Annotated in this window: 6 protein-coding genes; 1 reads left to right on the top strand and 5 read right to left on the bottom strand. The window is 23.5% G+C overall.

The genetic code is table 11. The features are described 5' to 3' along the window. Positions 1–545: 545 nt before the first annotated feature. Positions 546–1,847, bottom strand: coding sequence for a peptidylprolyl isomerase SurA (gene surA / locus AB4W73_RS02105; RefSeq protein WP_367680206.1), 1,302 nt, complete (start codon positions 1,845–1,847; stop codon positions 546–548). Positions 1,848–1,888: 41 nt separating this feature from the next. Next, positions 1,889–4,216, bottom strand: a complete 2,328-nt coding sequence (gene lptD / locus AB4W73_RS02100) for an LPS assembly protein LptD (protein ID WP_367680205.1) — start codon at positions 4,214–4,216, stop codon at positions 1,889–1,891. 3,704 nt (positions 4,217–7,920) lie between these two features. Between lptD and mlaA the strand changes: the two genes are divergently transcribed. Beyond that, positions 7,921–8,685, top strand: coding sequence for a phospholipid-binding lipoprotein MlaA (gene mlaA / locus AB4W73_RS02095; RefSeq protein ID WP_367680204.1), 765 nt, complete (start codon positions 7,921–7,923; stop codon positions 8,683–8,685). 82 nt (positions 8,686–8,767) lie between these two features. Here mlaA and lysS read toward each other — a convergent pair whose 3' ends face one another. The 3 genes from lysS to nlpD all read right to left on the bottom strand — a co-directional run bounded on the left by lysS (position 8,768) and on the right by nlpD (position 14,302). Beyond that, the gene (lysS, locus tag AB4W73_RS02090) at positions 8,768–10,318 is read right to left on the bottom strand and encodes a lysine--tRNA ligase (RefSeq protein WP_367680203.1); all 1,551 of its coding nucleotides are present in this window, start codon (positions 10,316–10,318) and stop codon (positions 8,768–8,770) included. Positions 10,319–10,328: 10 nt separating this feature from the next. Next, positions 10,329–11,427 (bottom strand): peptide chain release factor 2 gene (gene prfB, locus AB4W73_RS02085; RefSeq protein ID WP_367680202.1). Its coding sequence is split into 2 segments (ribosomal slippage): positions 10,329–11,360 and positions 11,362–11,427, totalling 1,098 coding nucleotides; the frame shifts between segments, so codons are not numbered across the junction. 1,927 nt (positions 11,428–13,354) lie between these two features. Beyond that, on the bottom strand, positions 13,355–14,302 hold the full coding sequence (gene nlpD, locus AB4W73_RS02080) for a murein hydrolase activator NlpD (protein WP_367680756.1): 948 nt from the start codon (positions 14,300–14,302) through the stop codon (positions 13,355–13,357). Between the last annotated feature and the right edge of the window lie 1,057 nt (positions 14,303–15,359).

Here is a 15,359-nt window from a genome sequence, read left to right as displayed (position 1 = left end):
AATAGTTAAGCATATTTGTAATAAAGCTAAATATCTAGTTATTAGTATATAATTTCTATTTATTTTTATATTGATAATATAATAACAACTAAACAGTATAATACATACTACAAAAATTAATATACCCAATACAGAGAACACCAGCTTCGTTGATATTAGTTTTTATATTAAACTAGTAATTCATACTGAAAACTTATTATTTAAGCAATCATTACAGGTATAAGTAAATATTTTTACGATGTAATCAATATCTTTTATATTTTAAGTTTGCTTAATATAGTTGCGCTATTTTTATTAACAACGTAATTAATATCTTAACTAGCTATAATTTATTTAATTTTTATTAATGATTTATTGTTAATAAATTAACTTATATTTAAGTAATTTTACTAGTGCTATAGTTATTTAATGTATTTAATTAATATATTATTTAAATAAAACACTAGTTTAATTGGCCTTGTTTATAAATAAAAATAACAATTAGATTCAGTTTAACCTTAATAAATCTATCATGGATAATAGTAATGAGTTTATAACTTTTTAGTTTATTTTTGTAAATAATTATTATCAAGAATTTTTACGTAGGACGCTGCACGTTGTTGTTGCATCCAACTTTCAACTTTTTCAACAAATTTACGGGTAATAAGCATTTCATAAGCACGATTTTTTTGTATAATATTACTATAATCTATTTTACGTATATTAAGCAGTTCAATTAAATGCCAACCAAATAGTGAACGAACAGGTATGCTAATTGCTCCCTTTTTAAGTTTTAGTAATGCCTTACAAAAAGCTGGATCATAGGTATCATATGTAGCCCAACCTAGATCGCCCCCTTGCTTTGCAGAATTGGGATCTTCAGAAATTTCTTTCGCGACAGTAGTAAAATTAGTTTTACCACTTTTTATTTCCTGCAAGATAGTCTGTAGCTTAGCTTGTGCTTGGTTATCAGTCATCGTATTTGAAGGTTTAAGTAAAATATGACGCGCATGTACTTCTGTTATTAACATTGCTTTATCTGTTCTACGTATATTATTTATTTTTAAAATATAAAAACCTACCTCAGAACGTATTGGACCAACAATATCACCTTTATTAACTGAATATAATTTAGTAGCAAACAAACTTGGTAGCTCTTTTCTTCTGCTCCAGCCTATTTCTCCGCTTTTTAATGATTGTAGATTAGGCCAGTTAGCTTTAGCTAGCTTGGTAAAATTAGCACCTGCCTTAATTTTAGCTATTATTTTATTTGCTTGTTTTTCAGATTGGTTTTTCTGTTGCTGAGATGAATTTTCTGGTATAGAAATAAGAATATAACTTATATTTAGCTCTGTATCTTCATTTATTTGATTAGAAATTTGTTGTGTTAGCGACTCAATTTCTTGTGGTAATATTATGATATGGCGTAGAACTTCGTTATTACGAACTTCTGATATTAGTATTTCTTTAAGAATTTGCATACGATAATTTTTATAATCAATGCCTTCTTTTATTAACTGATTGCGCATCTGATTAATAGTCATCCTATTTTTTGTTGCAATATTAGTAATGACTTTATTTAAATCATCATCAGATATATTAATACCTATTTTTTTAGCTATTTGTAATTGAATGTTATCCATGATTAGCTGTTCAAGAATCTGATGATTCAATTCAATATTATCAGGAAGCTGTTGGTCCGTTTGTAGGGCATTCAATTTAATCATCTTTTTCATATTGGTAATATCACTTTGTAGTATTGCATCATTGTTAACAATAGCTACGATTCTGTCGATTTCTTGTAGTATTGCGAATGCACTATTGGTATATACTACTAACCCTAAAATTAGTATTCTCCAGTTTTTCATATTTTATTTTCGCTTATATTATTCATATATACAGATTAAAATTAAAATATACTTTGATAGGGTAAAGTTTTTGTGTTTAATATGTTATGAGTATTTAGACTAAAATTATTATTTAAGCCACGTAATCTAAGATTAAATGATATATGATTGTTATATTTACTATTATTATATTTTATATTCCAACCCATAATTTTACGTTCGTAATCTAATTTTACTGCCCAACAACAGGTAGTGTATTGCAAGCCAACTAGTTTACTAGTTGGCTTGCGTACTTTAATATCATAATTATAAGCACCTACTATGGTCCAATGATTAGTTAGTGGTAAACTAGTTACAATGCCAATTTGTGAAATCCCTTTTTTATAAAAGTGGTTATCTTTTCGTTTTGGTAGTAAAATTTTAATATATTCTGGACTAGCATAACGATAGTTTAATTGAAATATTCGTTCGTCATTATTTCTATATTCTATTACCCCATTACCTTGTATTAAACTCCCTAGTTGAGCGTCATATTGTATTTCTCCTCTAGTTTTCCATGTATTAGTAATCTTCCAGTTGCTATCTCCTATCCAAATTAGATTGCCAATATTATTATTGTTATCAATCATAGTACTACTTCTAGAATTAGCATGACTAAAATTATAAATTTGACCAAGAGAAACATTAAAACGCTCTACTAAAGAATCATCAAAAATACGTGAGATTAAACCCATAGCAACTTGATTAGCAGGAGCAATGCGGTCTAGGCCACTATAACTACGATCACGAAATAAACCGTTATAATCAGTTTGCAGTAAGGTAGTATCGTAAATATAGATATTATCTTGGTAATGATAAGGACTGTAGAAGTATTGCGCTCGTGGTTCTAATGTTTGTATAAAATGACTATTCCAATCTATTGCTCGTTTAAGCATTATTTGGCTATTAATCTTAAATTGCGGTATAATTCTATTAATATAATATTTATAAGTATTAGAAAAATTTATAGGAATATCTTGTTGATAATGAGTGGCCATTAGTTTTGTTTCGATGTTAAAACTACTCCAAGCATTAGTTAAAGGCAAATAAATTGCTGATTCAACATGAAAACGATTAGTTTTGGGGTTATTCGGGTTAACACTAATAAACCTTACTGCTTGACCATAAGTATGCAAATTAAAAGGTCCAATTTTATTTTTATAATAATTTATATCTATTTGTGGCTGAGCTCTGTAAGTATCTCCATTATTTTTATTGGTAAATACTTGAAACTGTTTAGAAGAAAGAGTTGCATTCCAGTTTTTTTGTGAGTAATTAGTACTAAATATTTGTGTTGCATAACTATTAGCGGTAGAGCCATAAGGAGAAATCAGATCGTTAAAGTATTTTGTATCACTAATCTTGGTATAATTAATACTAAAATGCCATAAATTGTCAAGCACACTATTGTGTTGCCAATTATATAACCAGCGGGTCTTATTTTTATCATAAATATTATTACCCATATAAGCTTTATCGTTGGGTAACCATTCTAGTGCCATAGAGCCATTTCCTGATGCTAATAGATAACGGAATTGGTTTTGCCATTGAATTCCTTGTTTACGTAGATAGCGTGTTGTAATTGTAGCATTAAGATTTGGAGTGATATTCCAGTAATAAGATTGGTTAAACTCAAAATAATTATTACTAGTATAAATAATATCAGGCATCAGAAAACCAGAGTGACGCTTATTTCCTATAGGTAATTGTAAATAAGGACTATAAAATACAGGGATTCCACCAATTTTAAAACGAGCATTCCATATTTTAGTAATTTGTTCTTTACGGTCATGAATAATTTTGGATCCCTTAATACTCCAACTATTATCAGTAAATAAACAAGAAGTAAATGTACCATTTTTTAAAATAGCATAACGATTTTGGCTGCGTAACTTTATTACATCCGCATCACCACGCCCCTGTTGGCCAACCATTTGGTACTGACCTTTATCTATATTAATATCTTTATTATTCAGACTTAACCAACCTTTTTGTCCTTGTAATTTGAAATATGGATCTTCATAGGTAACATTACCTATTGCAGTTAGAGTTCGTACTGGTATAGTTAGATAATTTTTTTGTGTTTGATGTAGTTTAACTTTATTAGCAGTTAGTATACTGTTACCTTGTTGCATAATAACGTTATCAATAAATTGCATGTTATATGGATAATAGGCCTTGATTTTATTTGCTCTGATATTAATAGGAAGATGATTAATATTATTGCTTACTAAGACTTTATTATATATAGACATACCAAGCACGCATTGTTTAAAGGAGGAGGAATTAGCTAATACATACTGACTATAAAATATCGTCCAAATTAGCAATATTAGAGGTTTTTTTTTCATATTTTTATGACTTATCACGGTTACATTAAGATTAAGTTAAGTAATTTATTAACTTTACTATTAAGTTATAAACTAGATATTAAGTATAGTAATGCAAATTACTACTAATGACATGATGAATTAACAAGTATATGCAGTATTCAATAAAATTACTTAATCTTACATTGTGATTATATCGGTATTAGTTTCTAGGGAGTATCATTAGACTTATTTATTGGTCATACTGTAAATAAAGTATGTAATATATGGAATCAAAAATTTTTTACTAATTAATAAAAAGGATAATTATTTTTTTTATTGTGCTTTTAAGTAATAAACTACCTGAGTAAAATAAAATGATAAGTAATAAAAAATTGATATTAGATTGCTAATCAATTAATAAAAATATATATATTTATATGGTTCTATATATCACGTAGTGCAATAATCTTTTCTTAAGACAAGAAAAGTATTTTTCATTTAGAGCTAAACTAAAAAAATTATATAATATGTATTTTAGATATTTTAATCTAATTTATATATTTTTATAGATCCAATTTTAAGTAGTTTTTGCTAATAATTTTTTCTACCTGAACCTAAATAAATGACAAGTATTAATGTATAATTACTGAAGAATTAAGTATTTATTATATTTAACTTAATTATTTTATTAATATTGTAGAAAAGAATATCAGTTTAGTAACAAGAAAAAATTAATAAGATTATTCTAATAAAAATCAACATGGCAATTTTAAACTAATAGCCTAAATACCTACATTAGTAAATAATCATAAAATTTTAGTAGTAAAACCTAATAATAGCATACTTATTAAGTGTATCTATTAAAAATTAATAGTAAATATTATTCTGATAAGTTATTAATAAAAGATTTGCCTCCTAAGATAACGGAAATAGTAAAAGAAAAAACTCAGAAAATATAAGTGGTTTATAATTTAATTAAGCATCAAGTTAAGTTTAAGTAAATTATCTAATAAATTAATTATTGCTCTTTCAAGTATTAAATTTTTTATTATTAAATAATATCTACTAAAACTTAATATACAGTTAAAATAATATTATTAGTAATGATAAAAATATATCAATAGAATATTAAAATTATTAAATTATAATAATTATTATTTATTTGTATAAAATAATTATACATAAAATTAAAAAACAACTTATATCTATTATATACTAAATTAGTAGTAGTTTAATAAGATATTTAAATCTTTTTTCTATGAAACATACTAAATAAAATTTATTAAATTCGCTTTTTAATTATAGTAAAGATAGTTATCTTTCTTTTCTTACTAAAAATACAATAACTAAAAGCTAGATACATAACAAAAACTCTAATTAGAATCTTATAGTTAGTTATATTTTATTTTGTTAAAAAATTAAATAAAAAAATCAAAATATAAAGTTATGACAAAAAAGAAATTAAAAAATATAATTTGTTATAAAAAATAAATTTATTAAAATATAGCTGTATGTTGCACTGGCACAATTATATAAACTATAATGATAAGATTTATTAAAATAAAATAGAACAGCTTATAATAACTCAGTCAAATAAAGAGATAAATAGTTGTAACTATATCTATTTAAATAAAATTATTAAGTTTAATAATTATTAAAATAAATAGAATAAAAAATTAGTGACCATGTAACTTTCATTGCTAATTATGATTTATTTATGATAGCACTAAAATTAAAAAATAAAATAGTAATAAGATAAAAGCATTAAAAAAAATAAATAGAAAAAATTTAAAAAAGTTATTAGTTTAGTAATAATAAAAGTACTTAGTTAAAACAAGATGTATAGTAGATTTAAAATAGGTGTATCATCTTATAGATAATAGATTATTTAGTTAAATTAAATAATAAATTAAAAAGTAAGAGATTTTAGTAGAAATCTAGTTAATGATAACTCTAAACTGCGTAATTATTTTCTAAATTATAATAGTATTATTATAATAATACTACAAAAAATATAATAATTAAAAATTAGCAAAAAAATAGTTTATTAGCAATAATATCAAAAAAAATATATTAACTATAGTAATTATACTTATAATATACTAACTATTAATATATATAATAACTAATAAATTTAAATAATTTCTTAAAAGAATTCTGCTTTTATTAGTAGAAAATAATTAAAATAGTAAGAGCTGTATCTAACTTTGTTAAATAAATTATTAGATAATAATATAGTATTAAATAACCTTAATATAATTATAAAACAATTTATTAATTTTTATATAAATAAAAGACCTTGTCAATTCAAGTAGAAAAAAATAAAAATGATTATAGAAAAGATAAAAAATATTATTTTTTACTATAATAATTAATTAGATAGCTTGTTTATTATATTAGATGCACTATATTAATATAGTTATTTATATTTATATACTAATAATGTTTTAATTTGATAAATAGTTTATCATTACAAATGATATTAATTTATTAAAATTTATTTTAAATCTATAGTTTTTAAATATTATATAAATATTTAATTAAAAATAAAAAATAAATAGTAACCTTATACTTAATATCTTTATTTAATATAATTAAATATCATTAATACTTAATTAAAAAATTAATAAATTGTATTATTTTACTATAAAATTAATATATTTATTATATATTTTTATCTTTATTTTTTATATAAAAAATCTATTTTTTAATTTAAAAATTTATAGAATAACTCTATCGTAACATAATAAATTTATTACTAAAATAGTTTGATAACATTATATTTAATGCAAATAATTATTTTAATGCTTATTAATGCAAGCATGTTTTATATCTCTAAGTAAATATTGAGGGTATCCTGTCATGATTTAAACATATTAAATTTTATTATAAAAATATCTTAATAACCTAAAGCTATTTTTATAGTCTAGAATAATTTTAGTTAAAGATACAGGTCTATATAAAGATATAAGACCTATTATTTATGTGAATAAAGCTGTATTTCTTATAAAGCCTATATAAATGTATGCTTTTATAAAAATTTTTAGATTATCTTAATCAAGATGTTTAAGTATAGTTTATATTTCACCTTACTACACTAAGCTTACTTCTGTAGGTTCTAATAAAATATATTACTTATACTTTATCAATTTATATATCTATATTATTAAGTCTGTGCGTTCTCAATATAGGACTTACTAAAAATAAAGATGACTTAACTTAATTGTTTTAATATTATTTCTATTTCTATATCTAGTGCTACTTTTCTTCTTATAAATTTTGCTATATTTAAGTATCAGACTATACAAATTATTAATCTAAGAGTAAGCTTTATTACAATATAATACTTTATTTTAAACATAGATTAAAATAAGTAATTAATAAAAATAGTTAATCTAATTCTTAAAAGATAGTATATCTAATATATTAGAAGATAATAGATAACAAATTATAAAATTAGTTAAAGTATAAATTTTATAGCAAAATATAATAAATGATCATTATTTCAAGTATATTATAGTAATAAATCTTCAATTAATTTGATTATTTTTATTTAATTAGAGTACCTTAAAGTTAAAGCAATTTGATAAAATATTTAGCATAAAAATTAATTTTTTACTATAGGATAAATACTGAAAGATTACTTAAATAACTAGATGGGATGATAAAAAAATAGGTTATAATTGATTTTTAGCCAAAACGTTAAGTAATTTTTGTAAACGGGATGTATTTAAAAGCAAAATATGAATCATCGCTTAATAAGGCTAGTTTGTATAGTTTTATTGTTAATTGGTTGTGCTAGTCGTTCTTCATATCAAGATAAACAAAACCATGTTGATACACTAGAATATTTTAATCGAATAATGTTTAATTTTAACTATAATATTATGGATCCCTATCTAATGCGTCCAGTAGCAGTAGTTTGGCGTAATAACATGCCACAACCTATCCGTAATGGTTTAAGCAATTTTTTTAATAATCTTGAAGAGCCAGCTAGCATGATTAATAGTTTTTTAATTGGGGATCCCTACAAAGCAATGAAACATTTTAATCGTTTTTTTTTAAATACATTATTAGGTATGGGAGGATTTATTGATGTTGCTGTTATAGTTAATCCTAAGTTAATAAAAGAGATTCCTTATCGTTTTGGTTCTATGTTAGGTTATTATTATATTGGTTATGGTCCTTATATAGTTCTACCTGTTTATGGTAGTATGACACTTCGTCAGGATGTTGGAAAATGGGTAGATACGCTTTATCCCATGCTAAGCTATCTAAAATTCTGGATGTTTACTGGCAAGTGGATTCTTGAAGAAATAGAAATCCGTGCTCAATTACTAGATTCTGATAGTTTATTACGCAACTCATCTGATCCTTACCAAATAGTACGAGATGCTTATTTTCAGCATTATGATTTTCTTGCTGATAATAGTGCACTAAGTAATAAAGTTAACCTAAATGCTTTAGCAATTCAAGATGACCTACAAAGTATTGATTCTAGTTATTAATAATTAGCACACTAACTTTTTATAAGTTATTTTAAACATAAAAATTTTAGGTTTATAAAATAACGCTATCTAAGCTGTATTTTTATTTTTTATCACTAATATCAACTGGGCGCATTGTAGGGAAAAGAATTACATCACGAATAGTATGACTATTAGTTAATAACATAACAACGCGATCAATACCAATACCTAAGCCAGCTGTGGGTGGTAAACCATGCTCCAATGCTGTTATATAATCTGCATCATATAGCATAGCTTCGTTATCATAGGTTTTCTTAGTCTGTACCTGTATGTTAAAATGTTCTGCTTGAACTTGTGCATCGTTTAGTTCAGAAAAACCATTACCAATTTCTTGACCGCCAACAAAAAACTCAAAGCGATCAGTAAAAAATGGATTTTTATTATTACGCCGTGCTAATGGTGAGACCTCTGCCGGATACTCAGTGATAAAAGTTGGTTGTATTAGATAGCTTTCAGTTGTTGCCTCAAAAATTTTACATTGAATACGACCTAATCCCCAGTTTTTTTCTAGTTTAATTCCTAAGGAATCTGCAATTTTTTTAGCTTTATCGATATCTTCTAAATTAGTAATATTAATATTTTTACAATATTGACAAATTGCTTCTTTCATTGTTAATTTAATAAATGGTTTTGAGAAATCAAAAATATTATTACCATAAGTAACCATATTATCACCTAATACAGTTTTAGTTAGTATGCGGAATAGTTCTTCTATTAGAGTCATTAGATCTTGATAATCTGCATATGCCATATATAATTCTATCATAGTAAACTCTGGATTATGATATGGTGAAATACCTTCATTACGGAAATTACGATTAATTTCAAATATACGTTCAAATCCTCCTACTACTAAACGTTTCAAATAGAGTTCTGGTGCAACGCGTAGATACATATCAATATTTAGAGCATTATGATGAGTTTTAAATGGACGTGCTGCTGCACCACCAGGAATTACCTGCATCATTGGTGTTTCGACTTCCATAAAATCTTTTTCTACCATAAACTGGCGGATAGTCGCAATAATTTTTGAACGTGTCTTAAAAATATTACGTGACTTATTATTAGCAATCAGGTCTAGGTAACGCTGACGGTAACAAGTTTCCTGATCTACTAAACCATGAAACTTATCTGGCAATGGCCTCAAAGCTTTTGTTAAAAGGCGTAATTCAGTACAATAAATTGAAAGCTCACCAATTTTTGTTTTAAATAATTTACCGCGAGCGCCTAAAATATCACCGAGATCCCATTTTTTAAATTCTCTATCATAGAAATTTTCTGGAAAACTATCATAGGTAACATATAACTGAATACGTCCATGCATATCCTGTAAAGTAATAAATGAAGTTTTACCCATAAGACGACGACTAATCATGCGACCAGCAACAGTAACTTCATTTTTTAAAGTGGATAATTCTTTATTTTCTTTATTGCCATATGCGTAATGTAATTTATCAGATAATGCATTGCGGCGAAAATCATTTGGAAAAGTAATGCAATTATTTTTTCGCAATATAGCCAATTTTTTTTTACGAATTTGTAGCTCATTATTAAATTTTTGTGATAATTTGGTTGCTAATTCTCTAATAAGTGATCTTTTTTGTTCTAACATTTTTTATTCCTTATAGCCCAGATTTTAAACTTGCTTTAATAAATTCATCTAGATCACCGTTAAGGACAGAATTTATATTCCTTGTCTCTATACCAGTTCGTAAATCTTTGATACGGGAATCATCTAAGACATAAGAACGAATTTGATTTCCCCAACCAATATCTGATTTATTATCTTCTAATTGCTGTTTTTCAGCATTTTTTTTCTGCATTTCAAATTCATGTAATTTTGCTTTAAGTTGTTTCATTGCTTGATCTTTATTTTTATGTTGCGAACGATAACTTTGGCATTGAGTTACAATATTTGTAGAGAGCTGGGTAATACGAACAGCAGATTCTGTTTTATTAACATGTTGGCCACCAGCACCTGATGCACGATATACATCAATACGTAAATCTGCTGGATTAATTTCTATATCAATATTATCATCAACTTCAGGATAAACAAAAGCAGAGCTAAAAGAAGTATGACGACGATTGCCAGAGTCGAAAGGACTTTTACGCACTAAACGATGCACTCCTGTTTCAGTACGTAACCAACCAAAAGCATAATTTCCAATAATCTTAATTGTTACTGATTTTAATCCAATAATATCACCATAAGATTGTTCAATAATTTCAGTTTTAAAACCTTTTGTTTCAGCCCAACGTAGATACATACGTTGTAAAATATTTGTCCAATCTTGTGCTTCTGTTCCACCAGAACCTGCTTGCAGATCTAAATAACAACTAGCGCTATCATATTTACCAAAAAACATACAACGAAACTCTAATTGAATGAATTTATCATTAAGTATTTTTAATTCAGTAAGTATTTCATTAAACATTTTTTCATCTTTATCTTCTAACACTAACTCTAATAAATTAATAACGTCATCTAATTCTTTTTTAAATTGATCAAGAGTATTAATTATTTCTTCGAGCATAGAACGTTCTTTATTTATTGCTTGTGCATGTTTTGGTTCTTGCCAAATATTAAGTTTTTCTAATTCTGCATTAACTTCTTCTAATCTTTCCTTCTTAGCATTATAGTTAAAGATGCCTCCTAAGAATATTTATTCTCTTAAAGAGATCTTGAATGCTATTTTTTACTGTATTTATTTCAAACATGATTTTAGTATCTTATGTTAAGTTTTTATAGTATGATGTTATTTATAGTATTAATTTTAAAGGATTTATTTAATAGTTTATAGTTAATTACATAAAAATGTATTAATAATATATAAATTAATTTATATGTTATTATATTTAATTTGTTATTTTTAATTTTTACTCATACTATTAAATCATAAATCTAATACTAATACTAATACTAATACTAATACTAATACTAAATAATATAATATTTTTTAATATTTATAATTCACCAATATCTTTTATTAAACTTATTTTACCTATTTTATCTTTTTATTCTCTATATATTTTATATAGTATAGATATTATTATTTAATAATAATATATTTTTTAGTAAAAATTAATTTATTATCACTTATAATATTTTACTTTTTGTATTATAAGATTTTTTTATATTAAAATAATCTTTGTTAAATTTTTTTAGAATAATTTTACTAGAATAATATTCTAAATATTTATTTAGCTAAATATAGTAAAAAATTACTTTGATTAATAAATTCTTTTATTCTTCTTTATTAGTATTTTACTATGTATTATTAATATTTGTAATAATTTTATTAAAATAGATTATTAGTATTTTACTAAGCATTTACTATGATAAATAGATTAAATATTATTAAGATTGAAATCTTAATAATTTATTAAATTAGTTTTTTATTAATATAAAAGTTATTACTATTTATAATCAAAAATAATTAATATCATATTTCTAATATATATATTATATTCTCTAGTAAAAATATTAATTTTTTATTTTATAGTATTTAGTAAATAAATTACTAACTTACTTATGTTTTATAAGTAATTCTATTTTACTATTTTTATTTATATTATCTGTATATATAATACTAATTTTTTATAAATAAAATATACGTATTAATTATTTTTATTTAATAATTCTATGTATGAAAATAATATTTATAAATATATCTATTGAGACAAGATATATCTTAAAGTTATATATACATAGGTATATTTTTAAAAAATAAAAATATTAACAAAATAACCTCTAGGAAGTATTCAAAATATATTATTATCATACTCTATAACTATAAAAAATTAAAACTAAGTTTTAGTATGACTTAAATCTATTTATAGATAATACTAGTTTAATAAATAAGTTATGGTAGAGTTATTTATAAAATAATACTTCGATACTCAATCCTTATATTAGTAGTATTTTACGTAAATAATATAACTATTTTACCTATATTTTTTGATATACATACTTAAACATTAACCTAATTTATTAGATAATATTTTTAATATTATAGATTTATCTATTAATAAACTAAAATAATTAACTAATACTTTATATTATTTTATGTTAAGTTTAAATGAATACTTAATAATACTAAATCGTAAATTATTATTTTATATTGTATTTTTTAAGTCTATTTCATAATAGACCTAAAGTAAAAATAACAGTATATTTCTTAATTATCTTATAATATAGTATTAATTAAAATCATATGTTCTTTACTGTGAAATATGTAACTCATATTATTAATATGTCTATTGAGTTATTTAGTAATTTATTTTGTACTTAGTTTATAATTTAATCTATATGAAAGTTTATATGTAGTATATAAATAAATATTTAATTTTTTTAAAATATGTAGTATAAGATAAAGAAAAGAAAACTATACTTAAGATTAAATTTCTTTATTATGTAAATTAAACTAATATTATTTTTTTAATTAATTCTAATAATGTTAGACTACAATTGCTATAATAACGAGAAATTTTGCTATCAATTGTAAATTATTTTTAATCATTTATTATAGTCACTATAAATTATCATATAGTATGAATCTAGAAAAATAGAATTTTTATTCTAATATAAATAAAGATAGTAGTCAATTTTATCAAAATAAAGCTAGGTGGTATATCTAGTCTATTACTATTCTATTTTTAATGATTTTATCTGTGGAAGATAATGTAGTGGATTGACAGATTTTCCTTTATAACGGATTTCAAAATGTAACCTAATTGAATCAGCTCCAGTATTACCCATAGTTGCTATTTTTTGTCCTGCTTTCACTTTTTGTTGCTCCTGAACTAAAATAGTATTATTATGAGCATAAGCGCTTAAATAATCATCATTATGTTTAATAATAATAAGTTCACCATAACCGCGTAATGCATTTCCAGAATACACCACTTTACCATCAGCAGCAGCAAATATTGGTTGCCGAAGTTTACCTTCTATTTCAATACCCTTATTGCCTTCTCGAACAACTCGAAAATTACTAGCTGGCCATTTCCACTCTTTTACTAGACTGATATTATTAAAATTACTATAGATTCTTTTTTTAGTATTAGCTGATTCTGTTATACTAATTTTTGGTAAAATTTTGTTAGTATTTCGTTTAGTTAAATAAGAATAATGTTTATTTTTTACTTTAAAATTAACTGACTTAACTTTCATTACTTTATTTGATGACAGCATAGTTATAGCATTAGTCTTTGTATTATTAACTATCAACGTGTGCTGATTAGGTACGTTAATCAATTTAAGAGATTGCCCTACGTTAAGACTATAAGGTTGGAGAATATTGTTTTTACTTGCTAACTTATGATAATCTTTACCAGTAATCCATGCGATACAGAATAAAGTGTCACCCTTCTTAACGGTATAGGTATTACCATTGTAGCTTCCTTTAGGAATATTATTATATCTACTATTACAAATTACAGGAGCTGTAGTATTTTTTTTGTTACCAATTTTTTTTTTGAAAACTTTGTTTCCTATGGTGCTAATTGGTGCAAAAGTTAACGTATTGTTACTACAACTAACTAACCATAAACTAACAACTATACATACTATAACCCGATGTAAAATAATTATAGAGTTTTCGGTGCTCATATTTTCCCCTATTAAAACAGGTGCAAATACACTTTATATAATAACTTTGCTTTTGCGGAAAGCTTAGTACAAAAATTAGTTATTTTTATATAGATAGCTCTTAAAATATTTTTATAGACGTTCTTTAAAAAAGCAATATTATTTTATGAATACGTTATCTTCAGGTTAATTAGTATAATCTGATAAAACTAGATAAGTACCATGTGTTATCCAGTAGAACAATGATAAAAATTTACTAAATTATAAAATTATGAAATACTTTATTTTTACTGATACTTTGCTAGTTGCTCATATTACATTATGAACTACTCTAATAAAGCAATATACTATTAGGTAAAATACATGTAGCACAGGAATAGAATTAGATGCTTTATTATATTGCGTAATACATTACAATATGTACATAATTATTATAGATAGAATTAAGTTATGATATAGTAATTTAATTCTATCTATGATGATGTTATTATTTAAATTAAATTTTTTTACTTTTATCTTAGTACTTTAATAAATTTATTAGCCCCTTACATTAAATTGTAGGTCATTAAAATAATAATATTATTTTATATAAAATCTTGTATTTATCATTAGATTATTTAATTTTTTTAATATGATTTTTAATAATTATATGATATGCAAATTAAACTTACGTAAATGTAGTATTTATTTATATAGATAAAGTTTAGAATATAGTTTTATGTTATAAATTATTTTTTATAGTACCAGCATAATTAGTGTTATTTTGTTTAGTAAAAGTAAATAATAAAAGATCATTATATTATATTAAATACTATTAAAAATAAGACAATTTAGTTCGCTGAATGTATTATTATCTTTTAATGTTACTTATTCGCTGAATTTTTTAGTTATATAAAATTCACTAAAAATTTATATAAATAAAGGAAGTAATACTAATAAAAACCATATCATCTATTATGATGCACTATAAAGTAAAATTAAAAATAGTTGTATCAATAATAGTTACTGCTAGATAATAAATATTAGTTCATATATTAGGGTCTTATGATTTAATTTAAAT

This window comes from Candidatus Fukatsuia anoeciicola (genome assembly GCF_964059965.1).
GTDB classification, from domain to species: Bacteria; Pseudomonadota; Gammaproteobacteria; order Enterobacterales; family Enterobacteriaceae; genus Fukatsuia; species Fukatsuia anoeciicola.
Note: the sequence above shows the minus strand (reverse complement) of the source record. Positions and strands in the feature narration are given on the sequence as shown.

Excerpts from the sequence above, each read along its gene's own strand:
- lysS (WP_367680203.1), bottom strand. The coding sequence starts at position 10,318 with ATGTTAGAACAAAAAAGATCACTTATTAGAGAATTAGCAACCAAATTA.
- surA (WP_367680206.1), bottom strand. The coding sequence starts at position 1,847 with ATGAAAAACTGGAGAATACTAATTTTAGGGTTAGTAGTATATACCAAT.
- lptD (WP_367680205.1), bottom strand. The coding sequence starts at position 4,216 with ATGAAAAAAAAACCTCTAATATTGCTAATTTGGACGATATTTTATAGT.
- mlaA (WP_367680204.1), top strand. The coding sequence starts at position 7,921 with ATGAATCATCGCTTAATAAGGCTAGTTTGTATAGTTTTATTGTTAATT.